The 19,781-nt window shown below is 54.2% G+C and carries 16 protein-coding genes; 3 read left to right on the forward strand and 13 right to left on the reverse strand.

Annotated features, from left to right (window positions below; genetic code table 11):
• Window positions 1-18: 18 nt before the first annotated feature.
• The 7 genes from mglC to I2123_RS16775 form a co-directional block, all read right to left on the reverse strand.
• A complete protein-coding gene (gene mglC / locus I2123_RS16745) occupies window positions 19-1,029 on the reverse strand; it encodes a galactose/methyl galactoside ABC transporter permease MglC (protein WP_112166438.1) in 1,011 nt (336 codons plus the stop codon).
• A gap of 18 nt (window positions 1,030-1,047) precedes the next feature.
• On the reverse strand, window positions 1,048-2,580 hold the full coding sequence (gene mglA, locus I2123_RS16750) for a galactose/methyl galactoside ABC transporter ATP-binding protein MglA (RefSeq protein WP_112166440.1): 1,533 nt from the start codon (window positions 2,578-2,580) through the stop codon (window positions 1,048-1,050).
• A 227-nt stretch (window positions 2,581-2,807) separates the two neighbouring features.
• Window positions 2,808-3,806 carry a galactose/glucose ABC transporter substrate-binding protein MglB gene (gene mglB / locus I2123_RS16755; RefSeq protein ID WP_112166442.1) on the reverse strand — a complete coding sequence of 333 codons (999 nt, stop codon included), beginning with the start codon at window positions 3,804-3,806 and terminating at the stop codon, window positions 2,808-2,810.
• A gap of 250 nt (window positions 3,807-4,056) precedes the next feature.
• Window positions 4,057-5,100 (reverse strand): HTH-type transcriptional regulator GalS, encoded by a 1,044-nt coding sequence (gene galS, locus I2123_RS16760; RefSeq protein WP_213051063.1) that lies wholly within the window; start codon window positions 5,098-5,100, stop codon window positions 4,057-4,059.
• Window positions 5,101-5,369: 269 nt separating this feature from the next.
• A complete protein-coding gene (gene yeiB, locus I2123_RS16765; RefSeq protein WP_213051064.1) occupies window positions 5,370-6,524 on the reverse strand; it encodes a DUF418 domain-containing protein YeiB in 1,155 nt (384 codons plus the stop codon).
• 113 nt (window positions 6,525-6,637) lie between these two features.
• Window positions 6,638-7,303 (reverse strand): GTP cyclohydrolase I FolE, encoded by a 666-nt coding sequence (gene folE / locus I2123_RS16770; protein WP_112166448.1) that lies wholly within the window; start codon window positions 7,301-7,303, stop codon window positions 6,638-6,640.
• Between the two features lie 125 nt (window positions 7,304-7,428).
• Complete coding sequence (locus I2123_RS16775) at window positions 7,429-8,556, reverse strand: YbfB/YjiJ family MFS transporter (RefSeq protein WP_112166450.1); 1,128 nt, start codon at window positions 8,554-8,556, stop codon at window positions 7,429-7,431.
• 189 nt (window positions 8,557-8,745) lie between these two features.
• Between I2123_RS16775 and ptrR the strand changes: the two genes are divergently transcribed.
• Both ptrR and fghA read left to right on the forward strand, forming a co-directional pair.
• A complete protein-coding gene (gene ptrR / locus I2123_RS16780; RefSeq protein WP_244879846.1) occupies window positions 8,746-9,705 on the forward strand; it encodes a putrescine utilization regulator PtrR in 960 nt (319 codons plus the stop codon).
• Window positions 9,706-9,716: 11 nt separating this feature from the next.
• On the forward strand, window positions 9,717-10,574 hold the full coding sequence (gene fghA, locus I2123_RS16785) for an S-formylglutathione hydrolase (RefSeq protein WP_112166452.1): 858 nt from the start codon (window positions 9,717-9,719) through the stop codon (window positions 10,572-10,574).
• A gap of 161 nt (window positions 10,575-10,735) precedes the next feature.
• Here fghA and gsiD read toward each other — a convergent pair whose 3' ends face one another.
• The 5 genes from gsiD to I2123_RS16810 form a co-directional block, all read right to left on the reverse strand.
• On the reverse strand, window positions 10,736-11,656 hold the full coding sequence (gene gsiD, locus I2123_RS16790; protein WP_112166454.1) for a glutathione ABC transporter permease GsiD: 921 nt from the start codon (window positions 11,654-11,656) through the stop codon (window positions 10,736-10,738).
• An 8-nt stretch (window positions 11,657-11,664) separates the two neighbouring features.
• Window positions 11,665-12,585: a glutathione ABC transporter permease GsiC gene (gsiC, locus tag I2123_RS16795; protein WP_112166456.1), complete on the reverse strand. Its 921-nt coding sequence runs from the start codon at window positions 12,583-12,585 to the stop codon at window positions 11,665-11,667.
• A gap of 109 nt (window positions 12,586-12,694) precedes the next feature.
• Window positions 12,695-14,251: a glutathione ABC transporter substrate-binding protein GsiB gene (gsiB, locus tag I2123_RS16800; RefSeq protein ID WP_213051065.1), complete on the reverse strand. Its 1,557-nt coding sequence runs from the start codon at window positions 14,249-14,251 to the stop codon at window positions 12,695-12,697.
• Window positions 14,252-14,321: 70 nt separating this feature from the next.
• Window positions 14,322-16,178: a glutathione ABC transporter ATP-binding protein GsiA gene (gsiA, locus tag I2123_RS16805; protein WP_414059548.1), complete on the reverse strand. Its 1,857-nt coding sequence runs from the start codon at window positions 16,176-16,178 to the stop codon at window positions 14,322-14,324.
• A gap of 8 nt (window positions 16,179-16,186) precedes the next feature.
• Window positions 16,187-17,188 (reverse strand): isoaspartyl peptidase/L-asparaginase family protein, encoded by a 1,002-nt coding sequence (locus I2123_RS16810; RefSeq protein WP_213051067.1) that lies wholly within the window; start codon window positions 17,186-17,188, stop codon window positions 16,187-16,189.
• Between the two features lie 279 nt (window positions 17,189-17,467).
• On the opposite strand from I2123_RS16810, the gene tsgA reads away from it, so the two are divergent.
• Window positions 17,468-18,667 (forward strand): MFS transporter TsgA, encoded by a 1,200-nt coding sequence (gene tsgA / locus I2123_RS16815; RefSeq protein ID WP_213051068.1) that lies wholly within the window; start codon window positions 17,468-17,470, stop codon window positions 18,665-18,667.
• Between the two features lie 36 nt (window positions 18,668-18,703).
• Here the strand turns inward: tsgA and I2123_RS16820 are convergent, their stop codons facing one another.
• The gene (locus tag I2123_RS16820) at window positions 18,704-19,624 is read right to left on the reverse strand and encodes a LysR family transcriptional regulator (protein ID WP_112166466.1); all 921 of its coding nucleotides are present in this window, start codon (window positions 19,622-19,624) and stop codon (window positions 18,704-18,706) included.
• Between the last annotated feature and the right edge of the window lie 157 nt (window positions 19,625-19,781).

Consider the following 19,781-nt stretch of genomic DNA (forward strand, 5'->3'; position numbering starts at 1 on the left):
TTTTTACTGCTGCTAAGATTACTTCTTCTTAGCGTATTTCAAAGAGTCCAGCGCCACCGCGAAGATGATGATGCTGCCCTTGATGATGTACTGCCAGTACGGGTTAACGCCGATGTAGGTCAGACCGTAGTTGATGACGGTAAAGATAAGCACACCAGTCACCACACCTGCCACAGAGCCCACACCACCGGCGAAGGACACGCCGCCAACCACACAGGCCGCGATAGCATCTAACTCATACATAAAGCCGAGGTTGTTGGTCGCACTGCCGATACGCCCTGCTTCCAGTAATCCACCAAACGCGTAGAACACACCGGACAACGCATAAATCATGATCAGGTTTAACGGTACGTTAACACCTGAAACTTTCGCGGCTTCCGGGTTACCGCCGATGGCGAAGATGTTTTTACCGAAGCGGGTTTTATTCCACAACACCCAGACGAAGGCGATAGCAATCACGGCGTAGAAAGTGATGTAGGAAAGCTTCAGACCGCCCAGGTGAATAAAGCCCTGTGCAAACTGCGAGAAGCCCGGATCAAAACCGGCGACCGGCGATGAACCCACATAGTCGTAATACAGGGAGTTAATCCCGTAAACGATAATCATCGTACCCAGCGTGGTAATAAACGGGGTGACGTTCAGATAGGCAATAATAATACCGTTAAGCAAACCAATCAGTGCGCCAACGATACACACGGTCAGAATGACCAGCGGGATCGGCACTACTTCAAGATTCGGGAATACCTTGTTCACGTTATCCATCGCCTGAAGCATGGTAGCCGCCACAACTGCTGCCAGACCAACCTGACGCCCGGCTGACAGGTCAGTACCCTGCGTCACAATCAGACCCGCGACGCCCAGTGCAATAATGACGCGCACTGAGGATTGGGTCAGAATGTTACTTAAGTTGACCAGACTGAGGAAGCTGGGATCCTGGATAATAATAATCGCCAGTAATACCAACAGCACCACATAAATCCCGCCCTCTTTTAAATAAGTGAGCAAACTTTTCTTATTTAATGCTTTCATAATAAGAACCCTTAAAAATTAGAGATGCAAGGAAGCCAGGCGTAAAATTTCGTTTTGCGATGTATTTTTTGTGTCAACAATACCCGCAACCTGCCCGTTACTCATAACCAATATTCTGTCAGTAATACCCAGCAACTCTGGCATTTCAGAGGAGATAATAATGATCCCCTTTTCTCTTTTCGCCAACTCGGTGATTAACTGGTAAATTTCAAATTTCGCCCCAACGTCAATCCCGCGCGTCGGTTCGTCCAGCATCAATATTTCCGGCTTGGTTAATAACCAGCGCCCGATAATGACTTTCTGCTGATTACCGCCCGACAATGAACCAATACTGGTTTTATGCCCCGGCGTTTTTACCCGCATGGAATCGATCACCCATTGGGTGTCGCTTTTCATTCTGGCCGTATCGAGCAGGCCAACTTTATTTTTATATTGACGAATATTTGAAATCAGCGAGTTGAAACCGATATCCAGATACGCATAAATACCGGTTGAACGTCGTTCTTCCGTCACCAGCGCAAAGCCGTGATTAATCGCTTCGTTCGCGCTGTGGTTATTAATTTTTTTGCCGTGCAGTTTAATGGTACCGGCGACTTTCTCGCGAATACCAAACAGCGTTTCGACAATATCGGTGCGTTTCGCGCCCACCAGACCGGCGATCCCAAGGATTTCACCTTTGTGTAAATCAAAGGAAATATCACGGATCGAAGGCTGACGGAGCGAGGTCAGATTACGCACTTCGAGGATCACTTCACCCGGTACATTCAGACGATCCGGGAATCGCTGGCTCAGGGAACGGCCAACCATCATGGAGATAATTTTATCCATGTCGAGGCCTTCCAGCGGCTGCGTGATGATCCACTGGCCGTCGCGAAGAATAGTGATTTCATCGCAAAGCTGGAAAATTTCTTCCATCTTATGAGAGATATACACGATGCCGCAGCCACGGTCTTTCAGCTTACGGATGATAGTGAACAGGTGGTTCACCTCTTTCTCCGTCAGCGAGGAAGTGGGTTCGTCCATGATGACGATTTTTGCATTGTAGGAAAACGCCTTGGCGATTTCGATCATCTGCATCTGCGAAACCGACAACTTACCGACCTTATCGCGCGGGTCGATATCAATGTCCAGTTCGTCAAAAATCGCTTTGGTGTCTTTGTACATTTTGTCCTGATCGACAAAAATACCTTTCGTCGGGTAACGTCCCAGCCACATGTTGTCCATGACGGTACGTTGCAACACCAGGTTTAATTCCTGATGCACCATCGACACGCCCTTTTCGAGCGCTTCTTTCGAACTTTTAAAATTAACTTCCTGTCCCTGAAAAAGAATCGTACCGGAGTCTTTACTGTATATCCCGAAAAGGCATTTTAATAATGTGGATTTACCGGCGCCATTCTCCCCCATAAGGGCATGAATAGATCCAGGGCGTACTTTTAAATTCACATTATCCAACGCCCTGACTCCAGGAAATGATTTATTGATACCACTCATTTCCAGCAGGAATTCGTCCGGCTTTTGTGTTGTGTCAGATAACGAATTATCGGCCATAGTTGTACCTGGCTAAAGATAAAAATAAACGGGTGTATTAATACCTGATGTCAGCCCCGCCAGCGGTCAGTACTCTCACCACGGGCAGGGCGACATGACGTCCTGTCAGATAAGCATTAACGTTAGGTCATACTTAGTCTTTATTTACGGCTTAACCGCAATTATTTATGCCACTGCTTAGCTTTGTTTTTGTATTGCTGTCTGTCTTTGCTTCTTTTGTCGTACGCTTATTTCACGAATGAAGACAGATTGTCTTTATCAACCGCGACGTAAGGAATACGAACGACTTTATTTTCCAGTTTCCAGTTGGTGCCTTCAGCAGCAGGTTTGCCGGCGGCCAGATTTCTTGCCAGATCAAATGTCGCTTTCGCCTGGTTGTTGGCATCGTTAAGCACGGTACCGGCCATTGCGCCAGATTTCACCAGCGCCAGCGCTTCTGACAGGGCATCCACACCGAATACAGGAATGCTGGATTTGTTGTGAGATTTCAGTGCTTCGACTGCGCCCATTGCCATTGCGTCGTTGTTGGCAATAACCACTTCGATTTTATTGGCGTTCGGGCCAGACAACCAGGCATCCATCTTGTCTTTCGCCTGTGCGGTATCCCACATGGCGGTATCAAGTTGCAGCTGGTCAGTTTTCAGGCCTTCTTTGCCGTTCAGAGTGCTGATGACGTATTTGGTACGTGCTTCAGCATCCGGGTGGCCCGGTTCGCCTTTGATAAGCACATATTGGATCACGCCGTCTTTGTTCAGGTCCCAGGCCGGAGTCGCTTTCCAATGTTTAGCAATCAGCTCACCCTGGATAATGCCGGACTCTTTAGAGTCAGTACCGACGTAATAGGCTTTATCGTAGCTGTCCAGATCTTTACGGGAAGGTTCTTTGTTATAGAAAACAACAGGAATGCCAGCACCGCGGGCTTTCTCAATGATGACCGGAGCAGCAGCCGGGTCAACCAGGTTGATGGCCAGGGCTTTTACACCTTTCGCCAGCATGACGTCTACCTGATCGTTCTGGGTGGACTGGCTGTTTTGCGAGTCATTCATCAGCAGCTGCACGTCCGGCGTCGCTTTCGCATCTTTCTCGATGGCTTTGCGCACTTCGGACATGAAGTTATCGTCATATTTGTAGATGGTAACGCCGATTTTAGTATCAGCAGCGTGCGCAGCAAAACCAAACATCATGCTTGCAGCCAGAGTCGCCAGGGTGAAGACCTTCTTATTCATTTGTATCTCCGGTTATGTAGGGTGTTACAGAATTTGGCACCGGAAATCCATGTGGGAGCAGTACAGCTCCACGTCATGTGTGTGGGTGCCTGCCATCCTTGACCTATAACGTCCTGTCTCGCTGTGAAACCAGTCCGGTAAGCCGGACACAAAGTGAATCATGTCGAAAACGAATGAATCATAATGGTCGCGATGTTAATAAACTGTGAAAGTTCTCACAGATTGAAAACGGTTACATCGCGTTATTTGATCAATAAGTGACGGGTGCCACATTTTGCCACGGAGCAACTGAATGTCGTCTGACCAGCGTGGGCATAAAACAGTGTGAAATACCTTCAGATAACTGTTCTGCTGCGCCTTTTAGCGCCAGTTCGGTTGCCAGCGTCGCCATGGAAACGATCGGATAGCGCACCGTCGTCATTTTCGGGCTGGTGTAACGGGCGATCGGAATGTCATCAAAACCTACCAACGAAAAATCGTTCGGGACGTTAATTCCGTTCTCTTTCAACACTGCCATCGCACCGGCGGCCATCGAATCATTGTATGTAAACACTGCGCTGAGGTGCAGATTGCGCCCCAGCAGCTCTACCATCGCCGCCTCACCGCCCTGTAAATCCGGCGAACCCTGTGCGCGCCAGATGGCTGGCGGCGCGTCATGCGTCTGATGTGACTGCGTCATTGGCTGCGTCATCGCCTGCACATAGCCCTGATAGCGCTGCACATCATCCTCTATCGCATGGCTCGAACCGATGTAACCAATGCGCTGATGCCCCTGCGACAGCAGTAATCGGGTCGCCATTTCCGCGCCGCTGACGTTGTTTAGCCAGACACAGCGGTGCTCGTAGCCCGGAATGACGCGGTTAATCAGCACCATGCCCGAAACCTGATCCATAAAGCGCGCAAGCTCGTCATCGCCCAGCGCTTTGGAATGCACGATGAGTGCGTTACAGCGCTGACGAATCAGTACTTCAATGGCATGCCTTTCTTTTTCAGCAATATGATAGCTGTTACCTATCAACACATATTTTTGATGCAACTGGGCGACGGTATCCACCGCTTTCACCAGTGCACCAAAAAAAGGATCCGAGACGTCCATCACCACCACGCCGATGGTGTCGCTGCTTTGCGTTGCCAGCGCCTGCGCATTGGCATTAGGCCGGTAACCTAAGGTTTCGACGGCGCGTAACACCTGCTCGCGCGCCTCTTTACTGGCAATAGAAGGATTGTTCAGAACCCGGGAAACCGTGGCGACTGAAACCCCTGCGAGACGTGCGACATCACGAATGGTGACCATTTGTCGCTCCGTGATCTGCCAGGCTTTGATAAGGAGGAATACGGAAATTAATCACCCAGGAGGTAAATAACGCAGAGAAAGAGAAGCGAGGTGAAGTGCTCATGGCGTTTCCTTATTAGAGTAGTGGTCGTCAGACTGGCACGACCGCTATCCTAATCATTTTGTGGAAACGCCTGCGTGAATCTCGTCACAGGAAAGAAAACGTTTACATACAATTATGCAACGTTCATCCCAAATCTATCATTTAGAATGATGTGACGGTGCAAAACTCAGGCAGATTTGAGTTCGACGCCCGAGGCTTTGAGTGTGAGTTTGCGCCAGATCCATTCGACCGGCCCCTGCCGGAAATACCGTAACCAGACCAGCGTGAACAGCAGATTACCTGCCCAGACCAGCGGCACCAGCGCCAGCAATTGTAAGCGGTCAAAGTGCATAAAGAAGCCGATTACGTTGAAGAACGTGGTGCAGATGAGCGTCTGGAGCAGATAGTTGGTCAATGCCATGCGGCCAACCTGCGAGATCCAGCGCACAAGGCGCCAGCCAGAAATCACCGACCAGAAGCCGTAACACAGCGCCAGATAGCTGACGGACTGCATCAGCGAACCGATTTCACGCGGCACCTGTAACAGAAAACCGCTCCAGCGATAGTCCCAGCCGGTCTTCCACTGCATATAAATCGCCGGGATTTGAATGAGTAATGAAAGCGGTAACAGTGCCGCCGCCACTTTGCGATAATGTGACTCGCGGAATTCGCCTTTCAGCCAGCCACTGCGCATCAGCCCGGAACCTATCAACATCGCGCCCGCCAGTTCCCAGCCGTATTGCGCACCGACCGCCAGCAGGCTCGAGGACAATAAATCCAGCCGGTTTTGAATCGCTTCCCAACCGCCTTTCAGCTTCCAGAATTGTTCATATTGTATTTCCGCCGGGCCAGGCACCCAGAACGTACCCGGCGACGGGGATGAAATCAGGCCAAGCATCGCCAGCACGGCGACGCCAATCATATACAGGATAATACCGGTCGAAATCAGCGACTGGCTGCTTCGCCCTTCCCGCAACATGCGCCAGCACACCAGACCAATCAGCCCATAAGACAGTAAAATATCGCCATCCCACAGGAAAATGGCGTGCAGAAACCCGCAAAACAACAGTAATGACAGTCTTGCCTGGATCCAGTGCTTGCCGCGCGGCAGCAGTAAATACAGGCCGCCGCCAAACAGCATCGCAAACATCATCAGGAATTTGCCCTGCGCAACCGCATCGAGCACCGCCCATGTCCAGGTATCAGACGTCGATGGCACGCCGGCATACCCCGGATTCAGATAAGCCGCCTTGGGTAACCCAAAGGCGCTGATATTGAGCAGAAGAATGCCAAAAATGGCGAGGCCACGGGCAAAGTCGAGCGTGGCAATACGTGAGCGCATACCAGACGTTCCTGTTAACGGTAAGGTGCAAAAAGTTGCGGGCTCCAGACAGACTAACGGCACCCTGAAGGTGCCGCAATATCAAACTTTCTGCCCGGTTAAAACGTCATCGCTTAACTGGCGTGTCTGACCGTTCTTAAAAATTCCTGACGGGTATTTTGGCTCGATTTGAACAATCCGCCCAGAGACGTCGTGGTGGTGGCGCTGGTCGCGTCACGCACACCACGCGCTTTCACGCAGTAATGCACGGCATCAATCGACACCGCCACGTTGGTGGTGCCGAGCAGGGTCTGCAAGGCCACCAGAATTTGCTGGGTCAGACGCTCCTGAACCTGCGGACGCTGCGAGAAGAACTGCACGATGCGGTTGATTTTCGACAGACCGATCACGGTATCTTTCGGGATATACGCCACGGTCGCTTTGCCGTCGATGGTCACGAAATGGTGTTCGCAGGTGCTGGTCAGGGTGATATCGCGCACGGTGACCATTTCATCGACCTTCATCTTATTTTCGATGACGGTGATTTTTGGGAAGTTGGCGTAATCGAGCCCGGAGAAGATTTCATCGACATACATTTTGGCGATGCGGTTTGGCGTTTCCGCCAGACTGTCGTCGGAGAGATCCAGATTCAGAAGCTGCATGATACCGGTCATGTGTTCCTGGATCCGCTGCTTGCGCGTTTCATTGTCGATAGGCAGAGCTTCACGCAAGGGGGTTTCCAGACCACGGGCTAACAGGGCCTCGTGAACCAAAATGGCTTCTTTACTCAGGGTAGGCATTCATTCTTCTCCGGCAGATGTAATCACTTTGACGCAGATCACGCCAAAGTGAGGTGGCTTACTGTAGTGGAGAGCGGAAACAGAATCCAGTGATTGTGTTTCATGATGGATGAAATAGCTGCAAGTTATCGTTTATGCCTGAACACCAAAGTCCCCGCGATAATAAATCCGACAAAAGCGACGTACAGTGCAGGCTCCAGACGGTGAGTCAGCGCAGTGGAAATGGCCGACAGGACCGGTCCGCACAACTGGCCAACCGCATAGCCGGTGGTCAGCAGCCCTGCCATATACCGGCTGTGATGAGGAGCCAGCTCGCGGCTGCACTGTAACGCCAGCTGGACCACGCTGAGGAACCCACCGCCCGTGAGCAATGCGCCCAGCACCAGTCCGCTCACCCCCGGTACCACTTCGGCACACAATATACCGAGCGCCTGGATCCACAACGTCAGCGCCAGACGCCGGTGCGTGGTCAGGCAGTGACGGGTCAGAATACCGATCACAATGCCAATCACCGCCGCGCCGCCGAACACCGGCCAGACAAACTGCGCAAACAGGCTGTCTGGAAAACGTGCGTTAGCCATCTGCGAAAGAAACGTTGCGGGCAGGATATACCCGAAGCCCGCCAGACTGTAGCTCCACACTAAGCGTTTGAGTGCAGGCGTCATCACCAGCGGTTCGGCCGCGACGTGCGACCGGTGCAAATCCCCTTTGCGCGGCAGATTCGGCGTGATAATCGCCACAAAAATCAGCGCCAGTACGCCGTACACACACCACGCCTGCGCAGAACTGAGCTGCAAACTGTGGATACCGACTGCCAGCATACCGCTGAGGAAAATCCCCGCGCCCGGTCCGGCAAATACCGCCGCGCTCATCGCCGGACGACCGTAATGCGCCAGCCGCTCGTTACACCATGCCGCGACCATCACCATCGCCCAGCCGCTGGTCCAGCCGATCAGAAAACGCACTACGCTGTGCAGCACTTCGCCGGAAATCACCGCCGACAGCAAGGTCAGTACCACGCCGCCCCACACGCCCAGCCACAGGCGTCGCTCGAGGTGCTTCGTCGCGCGCATTGCATCGTACGCACCGCACAGATAGCCGAGATAGTTGAAGGCCGCCACCAGACCCGCACCGGTCAGCGTGAACTGATGTTCAGCTATCATTAAAGGAACCTGCGGCGTAAAGGCAAAGCGCCCGATACCCATTGCGACCACAAAGGCCAGAAAACCACTTAGCGCAATACGAAAAGCCATAACCGCTCCGATGAGAGAAACCGCGACGCAACATAATAGAAACAATGAGTAAACATACTCAAAGCCGATCGCTGATAATAGTGTCTTTCCAAAAAGAAAGTTGTCACACAGGATGCAGGAAAGTTACAATCACGAAAACTGAATAATACAAACCAAGTTGTTTACGATAAGAGAACGCAGGAACTCATCATGGATCTCACCCAGTTGCGAATGTTTTGCTGCGTGGCAGAAACCGGATCGCTTGCGCGCGCGGCGGAGCAGTTACACCGCGTGCCGTCGAACCTGACGACCCGCCTGCGTCAGCTCGAACTCGAACTGGGCACGGATTTGTTCATCCGCGAGAAACAACGCATCCGCCTTTCTGCGATGGGCCATAACTTCCTTAATTACGCCGAGCGCATTCTGGCGCTGAGCGATGAAGCAATGAGCATCACCCACGCGGGCGAACCGGCCGGGAATTTCGCGCTGGGATCGATGGAAAGCACAGCCGCGACACGTCTTCCTTCGCTGCTCGCCGCCTATCATCAGGCGTTTCCGCAAGTGGCGCTCTCACTGGTCACCGGTACCTCCGGCGAAATCATCGACAGCGTGCGGGCCGGTCGTCTCGCAGCGGCGCTGGTGGATGCTCCGATCGATTTTGACGATCTCAATGGTTGCATCTCCTACCGCGAGCGCATGGTGGTGATCAGCCCGCTCAATCAATCACCGCTTGAACCGCCCGCCGGGCGCAGCGGCCACACCGTTTTTGCCTTCCGCCCGAGCTGTTCCTATCGCCAGCGTTTACAGGCGTGGATCAAACAGATGAACGTACCGGTGGCCAACACCATGGAGATTCAGTCCTACCACTCCATGATGGCGTGCGTCGCCAGCGGCGCGGGGATCGCTATGGTTCCGCGCTCGGTGCTTGAGCAACTGCCCGGTCACGAACGGGTCCAAATCCACGAAATCCCGGACGAATTTGCCGATACCGCCACCTGGCTAATCTGGCGTCGGGATGCATTCAGCCCCAACGTCCGGGCGCTGAAAGAACAGATCATTGTCCAAAATGACGGAGTGATCCCGTTACTCAAACACCCTCTGTCCCCCGAAGAAGTGGATTTGATGCACGACACTAAATCCATCCGTACCGATATTCATTTTAACCCGTAAGGAAAGTGTTGATGAGCAGCTCGATTGAACTACTCGAAGAGCACCGGATGTTTGGCGGCTGGCAGCAGCGCTACCGTCATACCTCGGCAAGCCTGAACTGCAGCATGACGTTCAGTATTTATCTGCCACCGGCAAAAGATGACACCCCACCGCCGGTGCTGTACTGGCTGTCAGGTCTCACCTGTAATGATGAAAACTTCACGACCAAAGCCGGTGCGCAGCGCGTCGCCGCCGAACTCGGTTTGGTGCTGGTGATGCCGGATACCAGTCCGCGCGGTGAAGGCGTCGCTAACGATGACGGTTACGATCTCGGTCAGGGCGCAGGTTTTTACCTCAACGCCACCCAGGCTCCATGGGCGGCACATTACCGGATGTACGATTATCTGGTGGATGAACTGCCAGCGCTTATCAACGGTCATTTCAAGGTCAGCGATCGTCAGTCGATCTCCGGCCACTCGATGGGCGGCCACGGCGCGCTGATGCTGGCGTTACGTAATCCCCAGCGTTTTCGTTCGGTGTCTGCCTTCGCGCCGATAGTCAATCCGGCACAGGTTCCCTGGGGGCGTAAAGCGTTCAGTGCGTATCTGGGTGATGACGAGAGTCAGTGGCTGCAATACGACAGCTGTCACCTGCTGAGTTCGCTGCCTGCGGATCAGACTCCGTTCCCGATTTTAATCGATCAGGGTGATGGCGATCAGTTCCTGGCGGATCAGCTTCAGCCGTCAAAACTGGCAGAAATCGCCCGCCAGCGCGGCTGGCCGGTGACGCTTCGCGCGCAGCCGGGATACGATCACAGTTACTTTACGATTGCGTCGTTTGTGGAAGAACATTTACGGTTCCACTCGGGGTATTTGCACCCGAAGGCATGAGCCTTTAAGCTCCACCCTTTCCCCTTGAGGGATCGCGAAGCCCGATAAGTTATAATCGGGCTTCTGCATTAGGAGTGAACTAACGCTCACTCAATATAAAATAATCATCCATATTCCTCGTTCCAAACAACCGACGGAATATGGGGAATTCTCCCCAAACGCTAACTTTTCAATTTCGGATCCAGCGCATCCCGCAATCCATCCCCCAGCAAATTAAACGCCAGTACAGTCAGGAAAATCGCCAGACTTGGGAAGATCGCCACATGCGGAGCCATCACCATATCGGCACGCGCCTCATTGAGCATCGCCCCCCACTCCGGTGTCGGCGGCTGGGCGCCCATGCCGAGGAACGACAGGCTCGCAGCGGTGATGATTGACGTCCCGATACGCATGGTGAAATACACCACGATCGACGACAACGTACCCGGCAGGATATGCCGGAACAAAATTGTGGTGTCGGACGCACCGATGCTTCGGGCGGATTCGATGTAGGTTTGTTGCTTAAGCACCAGCGTGTTGCCGCGTACCAGCCGCGCGAACGCCGGAATGCTGAAGATGGCGACGGCGATGATAACGTTCGACATGCCGTTGCCCATCACGGCGACGACGGCGATTGCCAGCAGGATGCCAGGGAAGGCAAACAGGACGTCGCAGATGCGCATGGTGATGCGATCCCACCAGCCTTCGTAATATCCCGCCAGCAACCCGAAGACCGTGCCGATGGCTGCGCCAAGGACGACCGAGAGCACCCCGGCGGTCAGTGAGATACGGGTGCCCATCAGGATACGGCTGAAAATATCACGCCCGAGAGAATCCACCCCGAGCCAGTGCATCATCGACGGGCCTTCGTTGAGACGGTCGTAATCGAAATAGTTTTCCGGATCAAACGGCACCAGCCACGGCGCGAAAATCGCGGCGGCTATCAGCAGCAGGATAAAAGCGCCCGCAATCATCGCAATATGCTGCCTGCGAAAACGACGCCAGAACGCCTTCCACGGTGTCCTTACCGCCTGTGATGTAGCAGTTTCTGCCGTCACCATCGGCAGACCTGCGAGTACGGCATTTCGCCGCCAGTTTTTCATGCGTTTGCTCACTTGTATCGGATGGAAGGGTTAATCACGGCGTACAGCATGTCCACCAGCAGGTTGATCAGGATGAACTCCAGCGAAAACAGCAGCACTTCGGCCTGAATCACCGGGTAATCGCGCATCTCGACCGAATCCACCAACAACCGCCCTAACCCCGGCCAGTTAAAGACTTTTTCGACCACAATTGAGCCGCCGAGCAGGAACCCAAACTGTAAGCCCATCATGGTCACCACCGGGATCATCGCGTTACGCAGGCCATGTTTTATCACCACCATGCCTTCGTGAACGCCCTTCGCCCGCGCGGTGCGCATGTAATCCTCCTGCATGACCTCAACAAAAGAGGCGCGGGTAAAGCGTGCCATGATCGCCGCCACGGCCGCACCCAGCGTGACAGATGGCAGAATGTAATGCTGCCAGCTGTCGGCACCCACGGTCGGCAACCAGCCAAGCTGGACGGAGAACACCTGCATAAGCAACATGCCGAGAGCAAAAGCGGGAAAGGAGATACCGGAAACGGCGAGCGCCATGCCGAGACGATCCGGCCAGCGGTTGCGCCAGACGGCAGACACTACGCCGATCACCAGCCCGAAAATCACCGACCACACCATGCTGGTCAGCGTCAGCCAGAAAGTCGGCATAAAGCGGGAACTGATTTCATCGATGACCGGACGTTTCGACACCATCGAATGACCGAAATCGCCGGTCAGCGCATTGCCAAAGAAGGTGAGAAACTGCTGATACAGCGGCTTATCCAGCCCCAGGTCCTGACGCACCAGCGCCACAACGCTGGCATCGGCGTCCTGACCGGCCATCAGCCGCGCCGGGTCGCCCGGTAAAAGATGCACAAACAAAAAGACCAGCACGGCCACAATCAGCAGTGTCGGGATCAATCCAAGCAGTCGTTTTAGAAAATAATTAAGCATGATTCGCTGTCTGTGATTGCACGATACGATATCCATGTTCCGTCGCAGGAACACACAAGTTCAGGGCGCGCAGCTAACCTGCTTCACGCCCTGAAAACTTCATCGCGTATTATTTCACATCCGCTTCATCAAAACTGAACGCGGTATCCGGCATCACATAGAAACCGCTCAGACGTTTGTTTTTCGCTGACACCAGACGTTCGGTCACTAAGAAGGCCCACGGCGCGTCGGTCCAGATTTGTTTCTGGGCATCGGCGTATAGTTTGGCTTTCTCGGCTTTGTCGGTGGTTTTCAGCGCATCGGTCAGGTCTTTATCCACCTGCGCATTGCTGTAAAACGCCGTGCCGAATTGTTTAGGCGGAGCCGCCTGGGTGGAGAACAGCGGTGACAGCGCCCAGTCAGCTTCGCCCGTTGAGGCAGACCAGCCGGTGTAGAACATGCGCACACCCGCCTCTTTCTGCCCGACGTTCTCAACCTGCGCCGCACGCTGCGCAGCATCCATGGCAGTCACGTTCACTTTGATACCCACCTGCGCCAGTTGCTGCTGGGTAAACTGCAAAACTTTCTGCGCGGTGCTGTTGTTATGCGACGACCACAGTGTGGTGGTGAAACCATCCGGATAGCCCGCTTCTTTCAGCAACGCTTTGGCTTTGGCCGGATCGTAAGGCCAGGGTTTGAATTTCGCAGCGTACTCAATACCCTGTGGCAATGGCCCTTCGGACGGTACGGCATAACCGGCAAACGCCACTTTGATCAACGCATCTTTGTTGATGGCGTAGTTGATTGCCTCACGCACCTTGACGTTATCAAACGGCTTTTGCGTGACGTTCAGGCTGATGTAGCGATGCAGGATCGAGGGTGCGGTAACCAGATCCAGCTTCGGATTTTTCTCCAGCAAGGCGGCCTGCTCGTAAGGCACCGGGAAGGCGAAATCCGCTTCGCCGGTTTGCAGCATTGCCGCGCGGGTATTGTTGTCTACCACCGGACGCCAGGTAATGGTGTCGAGTTTGGTTTCGTCTTTCTTCCAGTAGCCGTCGAATTTCTTCACTTTCACGAAGTCAGTCTGGTTCCACTGTTCCAGCGTATACGGGCCGGTGCCGACCGGATGGAAACCAATCTCTTTGCCGTATTTGGTCAGCGCCGCCGGAGAGATAATCACCGCAGACGGGTGCGCCAGAATGTTGATGAACGCCGAGAACGGTTCTTTCAGGGTAATTTTCACCGTGGTGTCATCCACCGCTTCGGTGCTGGCGATATTTTTGAACAGGTTATACCGCTTCAGATGGCTGTCCGGGTTGCTGGCGCGGTCAAAGTTAACCTTCACCGCCGCGGCGTTGAAATCGGTGCCGTCCTGGAACTTAATGCCCGGATGCAGTTTGATGGTGTACACCAGACCGTCTTTGCTTACCGTGTAGCTATCCGCCAGCACGTTCTCCAGCTTCATATTTTTATCGAAGCCGAACAGTCCCTGATAGAAGGATTTGGCCACCGCCTGCGACAGCGTGTCGTTGGCGTCATAAGGATCGAGCGAGGTGAAGTTAGAGCCTACCGCGACCACGACGTCTTTGGCTGCCCACGCCGAGGCGGACGCCAGCGAACCGAAAACAGCGGCAGCGAGCACGGCCTGACGGACAACGTTCTTACCTTTACGTTTCTGCTGATTCATGTCAGTTCCTTTTCCTGTCTTACCCGTTTGTCTTACAAGATTGACCGTTCAAAATGAGCGGCCACAAAAATCAGTACACACCGGCAATCGCGTGCCGTGCCACAAAATGTCCTTCCGCCACTTGTACCAGCGGGGCCACGCGCGGTTCATCGTTTAAATCGTGGATCGGGCTTGGGATTTCATCGACCAGCAGCGCCTGTTCTTTTCGCTTGTGCGCCGGATCGGCCACCGGCACCGCCGCCATCAGTTTGCGGGTATAGGCGTGCTGAGGATTTTCAAACACTGCGCGACGCGGGCCGATTTCCACAATCTGTCCGAGATACATCACCGCCACGCGATGGCTGATACGCTCCACCACGGCCATGTCGTGCGAAATAAACAGAAAGGCCAGTCCAAATTCTTTCTGCAAATCCATGAGTAAATTAATGATTTGTGCCTGAATCGACACGTCGAGCGCCGAGACAGACTCATCGGCAATCACCACTTTAGGATTGAGCGCCAGCGCACGCGCGATACAAATCCGCTGCCGCTGCCCGCCGGAAAATTCGTGCGGATATCGCTGCGCGTGTTCCGGCAGCAATCCGACCTTTTCCAGCAGCCACGCTACGCGGTCTTCCGCCTCTTTGCCTTTGGCGATTTTATGCACCAATAGTGGCTCCATGATCGAATACCCCACCGTCAGGCGCGGATCGAGCGAAGCGTACGGATCCTGAAAAATGAACTGAATGTCGCGTCGCAGATGTTGCAGCGCGCTGCCGCTCACGTCGGTCAGCGGCTGGCCGTTAAAGGTGATCGTCCCGCCCTGACTCTTCACCAGCTTGAGCAACGAGCGGCCGGTGGTGGATTTTCCGCAGCCGGATTCACCGACCAGCGCCAGCGTTTCGCCAGGATGTAAATCAAAACTGACTTTTTCCACCGCGTGAATGCGTCGGGTGACGCGGTTGAAAATGCCACTGCGCAGATCAAACCGCGTGACCAGATCTTTTACCTGCAAAATCGGCGGCGCGCCCGGCGTCAGGGTGTTTTGCACCAGTTGCGGATCGCTTTCAGATTGTTCGGGCAGAGGAAAACGCGCAGGCAGCGGTTTGCCTTTCATCGAACCGAGTTTCGGCACGGCGGCCAGCAGCGCCTGCGTGTAAGGCTGTTGCGGCGAATGGAAAATCGACGCCACGTCACCCGTTTCCACGCTGTTACCCTTGTGCATCACCAGCACGCGGTCGGCGATTTCGGCCACCACGCCCATGTCGTGGGTGATAAAAATCACCCCCATCTGCATCTCTTTTTGTAGCACGCGGATAAGCTGCAGGATTTGCGCCTGAATGGTCACATCCAGCGCGGTGGTAGGCTCATCGGCAATCAGCAGCGCAGGTTTACAAGACAGCGCCATCGCAATCATCACGCGCTGGCGCATTCCACCGGAAAGCTGGTGGGGAAAACTGTCGAGGATATTTTTGGCTTCGGGAATGCGCACTAAATCCAGCATCCGCAGCGCTTCCGCACGGGCGGCGCGGTGATCTTTATCCTGATGCAGACGGATGGATTCGGCGATTTGCTCGCCCACCGGAAACACCGGATTGAGCGAGGTCATCGGCTCCTGAAAAATCATCGCCATATCGGCACCGCGCAGGCTGCGCATTTGCGACTGCGAGGCGGCCATCAGTTCAACAATTTCGCCGTTACGTCGACGAAACTGCATTTCGCCCTGCGAAATCTGCCCGCCGCCCTGCTCTACCAGACGCATCAGCGCCAGCGAAGTCACCGATTTACCCGAACCCGATTCGCCTACGATCGCTAGCGTTTCGCCGCGTCGCACCTGAAAACTGAGATTATTGACTGCCGGGATCACCTGCCCCTCATGCGTGAACTGCACGCTGAGGTTGCTTACCGCCAGAACGCTCTCGGGCGGAAGGATAAGAGAGGGATTCATGACATTCTTCATGAACGGTAGATGCTGACGCTGGGGGCATCGCCGACGCGGGCAAATCCGCGGTACATGCCTTCGCTGTTAAACGGCAGCGCCACGTTGCCAAAGCGGTCGACAGCAATCATTCCGCCGATCCCACCGAGGGGTAGCAGCTTTTCCTGCACGACCTTGTGGGTTGCTTCTTCCAGCGATAATCCGGCGTATTCGATCAGGGCCGCCACGTCATAGGCCGCCACCGTGCGCATAAACACTTCGCCGGTGCCGGTGCTGGAAATCGCCACCGTATGGTTGCTGGCGTAGCAGCCTGCGCCGATGATAGGGGAATCACCTACGCGTCCGGCCTGTTTGTTGGTCATACCGCCAGTGGAGGTCGCCGCTGCCAGATTGCCCAGCGCGTCCATCGCCACGGCACCGACGGTGCCAAATTTGCGTTCAGGATCAAGCGGGTCGTTGCTTTGCGATGCGCCGTCGTGGTCGAGCAGCACGCCACTGTCGGCGGCAATGGCCCGCTGCAACTGGTCGTAACGTTCCTGCGTAAAGAAGTATTCCGCCCCGACCATTTCCTGTCCCTGCTCGCGGGCGAAGGTTTCTGCGCCTGCGCCGGTAAACATCACGTGCGGGCTGACTTCAAGCACCTTGCGGGCGGTGAGGATCGGGTTGCGGATATGGTTGACGCAGCTGATGGCACCGGCGTCCAGCGTGCGGCCATCCATAATACAGGCGTCTAATTCGTGGGTGCCCTGATGGGTAAAAACGGCGCCCTTTCCGGCGTTAAACAGCGGGCATTCTTCCAGTAATCGCACCGCTTCCGTCACCGCATCCAGCGCGCTGCCCCCTGCGGCAAGAATGGCCTGCCCGCTGGAAACAATGCGTTCCAGCTCGGCTAAATAATGTTGTTCTTTTTCGGCACTCATCGACGCACGGGTAATCGCCCCGGCGCCACCATGAATCGCAATGACCGGGCGCTTCTTGTTCGAAACGGAAGCCGCTGAATTATCAGTAGAAGAACTCATTAGCACTGCACCCTGTGTTGTTGTATTTATGTAAAGAGAAATGCGGACCTGTTTTTGACTATATTTAGCCCGCTACAGTATGTAAAGCAGAAATGTAAAACCACTGATACAGCGCTAATTGCTTAGATTGTTTGAGAAAATTAAATAAGGGGATCGAATAAACATCCAAGACAAATGACTAAATAACGGGAATAATAAACGTCCTAACCGTGGATAAAAGCACCTCTGGCTAAGCTTCCTGCGGCCTTTTTTATATTTTTTCTTTTTAGGGATTCAGTGATGGAAACTGTTTATAACCGCCGTCGGATCAATGTGATCTCCTGGCTCAGTTACTTCTTTACCGGTGGACTGGTTTCCACTCTCGGTATCGTTATCGGGCCAGTGGCAACCGCCTTCAACAAAGATCCGGGTTTCATCGGGCAAATGTTCTCCTTAATGAACATCGGTTTATTCCTGCCAATTATGGTCAGCGGCATCCTGATGCGTAAGTTTGATCTGGGCAAACAGCTGATGACCGGCTCCTTCGTTTCCGTACTGGTGTGTATCGCGCTGTTTATCGTGCCGTCTATCACGCTGTTTGGCGTGGGTGTGTTCCTGATTGGCGCAACGGCGGGCCTGATGATGTCCATCGGCAGCTATCTGGTGGTGCGCATCAATGATGATCCGAAAAAGCGTTCGGCGAACCTGATTTTCACCGACTTCTTCTTCGCGCTTTCCGGTATGACGCTCTCACTGGTGCTGGGCTTCCTGTTCAAACATGGCGCAAGCTGGCTGGCGATGTACGGCATCATGGGCGTGCTTAGCCTGCTGATGATCCTGCTCTGCGCAGGCCAGAAATTCCCGACCGTGGCACAACCGGTAAAAACCGAGAAAAACAGCAGCGTCGCACAGGAGCCATGGGGCATCGCGGTATTCTTCCTGTGTATCGCATTGTTTGCATTCGTATTTACCGAACTGGTCTTCACGCTGTGGATGCCAAGCTGGCTGCATGAACATTTCGGCATGGAAACCGACCGCGCCGCAATTTACATCACCACCTACTGGATGGTGAAAGCGATTGGCCTGTTCCTCAACCAGTTCACCGTCCGCTTCGTGAAACTGCGCACCTTCCTGCTGGTGTCTGTCGTAGTGGGTATGGCCAGCCTGAGCGTGCTGACCACCAGCAACTCCGAGCTGATGGTGCTGATTGCGGTCGGTCTGTTTGGTTTCTGTAACTCCGGCCTGTTCTCCGGCCTGATGAGCTACGGCAGCCTGCAGGTCAAGAACTCCCCGCCAACGCTGACCTCCGCGCTGCTGACCACTAGCTCCGTCGGCACGCTGATTTTCGCGTCGTTCTCTTCTTTCATCTACAACCAGTACGGTCTGTTCTGGGCGCTGAACATCGCCACCATTTCCTACGCGTTGCTGGTGCTGATGGTGATTTTTGCCAGCCTGAAAAGTAAGGCCGAGAAGATTAACCACGAAATTTCCGCTCACTAAATTCAATGCTTACAGCAGGGCTTCGGCCCTGCTGCTTCAGCCTTCCCCGCCCAGTGAATCCAGAAAACGTGCCGCCGCCGGTGTCACCGAATCCGTCTGATAAATCGCATATAAATCGACGGGTAACCTTTCGCTCAGCGCGCAGAACCGCACGCCCGGCCAGTGGATCCGCGCGTAGCTTTCCGGCAACAGCGTGATGCCATAGCCGTTCGCCACCAGCGCCAGCGCAGTTTGCGGCTCGTTCACCTGATGTTTCACCTGCGGCAGAAAGCCGTGCTGGCGGCACATCGAATAGAGATAACCGCCGAGGCTGGAGCTGTTCATCGGCATCAGAATAAAATCCTCATGCGCCAGTTCGCCCAGTACGACGCTGTTTTTAGCCGCCAGCGGATGCTGTTCTGAAATCGCCAACGCGACGTTCTCCCGTCCCATCAGCTTGCTGGATAGCCCCTGCGGCAGTGACACCCTGGCCTCGCGCCAGATACCGATATCAATCCTTTGCAGTTGCAGCGCGTCGATTTGCTGCACCGGCGTCAGTTCGGTAATCGACCAGCTGATTTCCGGCGCACTTTGACCGAAGCGGTTAAGCGCAGGCATCAGCGGCCCCCACGCGGCAGTGCCGACCGTGCCGAACTGAATGTGCCCGACCTCGCCGCGCCCGATTTTTCTCACCTGATGCAGGGAACGGTTGATGCTGTCGAGCATCAGCCCGGCTTCGCGCATAAGCGCCGCACCGGCAGGGGTCAGCGAGACGGAACGCGTGGTGCGCAGAAACAGCGGCGTGCCAAGCATCACTTCCAGTTCTTTAATGTGCAGGCTGAGCGGCGGCTGTGACATATTCAAACGCACCGCCGCTTTGCTGAAACTCAGCTCTTCCGCCACCACGCGAAAATAGTGCAAAAGTCGCAGATTTATCTGGCCGAGATCGAATACCGAGTCGGTAAAGGGTCGCGTCATGTTTGTCTCCGAAACATCGATTTATCCATAAATATGAATCTGTTGGATTTATAGGTTTTCGCTATAAATCCACCAGAACATCGGTATTAGACCTGAACAGCCGCTCACCCTAGCATTGCCAGCACCCCCTACCTACTGTGAACAATGAGAGAAGTGA

This window comes from Rahnella inusitata (genome assembly GCF_018288855.1).
Taxonomy (GTDB): domain Bacteria; phylum Pseudomonadota; class Gammaproteobacteria; order Enterobacterales; family Enterobacteriaceae; genus Rahnella; species Rahnella inusitata.

Bases quoted from the DNA above. Each gene is read 5' to 3' on its own strand.
- mglC (WP_112166438.1), bottom strand. From the start codon at position 1,029: ATGAAAGCATTAAATAAGAAAAGTTTGCTCACTTATTTAAAAGAGGGC.
- mglA (WP_112166440.1), bottom strand. From the start codon at position 2,580: ATGGCCGATAATTCGTTATCTGACACAACACAAAAGCCGGACGAATTC.
- mglB (WP_112166442.1), bottom strand. From the start codon at position 3,806: ATGAATAAGAAGGTCTTCACCCTGGCGACTCTGGCTGCAAGCATGATG.
- galS (WP_213051063.1), bottom strand. From the start codon at position 5,100: ATGGTCACCATTCGTGATGTCGCACGTCTCGCAGGGGTTTCAGTCGCC.
- yeiB (WP_213051064.1), bottom strand. From the start codon at position 6,524: ATGCGCTCACGTATTGCCACGCTCGACTTTGCCCGTGGCCTCGCCATT.
- folE (WP_112166448.1), bottom strand. From the start codon at position 7,303: ATGCCTACCCTGAGTAAAGAAGCCATTTTGGTTCACGAGGCCCTGTTA.
- I2123_RS16775 (WP_112166450.1), bottom strand. From the start codon at position 8,556: ATGGCTTTTCGTATTGCGCTAAGTGGTTTTCTGGCCTTTGTGGTCGCA.
- ptrR (WP_244879846.1), top strand. From the start codon at position 8,746: ATGGATCTCACCCAGTTGCGAATGTTTTGCTGCGTGGCAGAAACCGGA.
- fghA (WP_112166452.1), top strand. From the start codon at position 9,717: ATGAGCAGCTCGATTGAACTACTCGAAGAGCACCGGATGTTTGGCGGC.
- gsiD (WP_112166454.1), bottom strand. From the start codon at position 11,656: ATGAAAAACTGGCGGCGAAATGCCGTACTCGCAGGTCTGCCGATGGTG.
- gsiC (WP_112166456.1), bottom strand. From the start codon at position 12,585: ATGCTTAATTATTTTCTAAAACGACTGCTTGGATTGATCCCGACACTG.
- gsiB (WP_213051065.1), bottom strand. From the start codon at position 14,251: ATGAATCAGCAGAAACGTAAAGGTAAGAACGTTGTCCGTCAGGCCGTG.
- gsiA (WP_414059548.1), bottom strand. From the start codon at position 16,178: ATGAATCCCTCTCTTATCCTTCCGCCCGAGAGCGTTCTGGCGGTAAGC.
- I2123_RS16810 (WP_213051067.1), bottom strand. From the start codon at position 17,188: ATGAGTTCTTCTACTGATAATTCAGCGGCTTCCGTTTCGAACAAGAAG.
- tsgA (WP_213051068.1), top strand. From the start codon at position 17,468: ATGGAAACTGTTTATAACCGCCGTCGGATCAATGTGATCTCCTGGCTC.
- I2123_RS16820 (WP_112166466.1), bottom strand. From the start codon at position 19,624: ATGACGCGACCCTTTACCGACTCGGTATTCGATCTCGGCCAGATAAAT.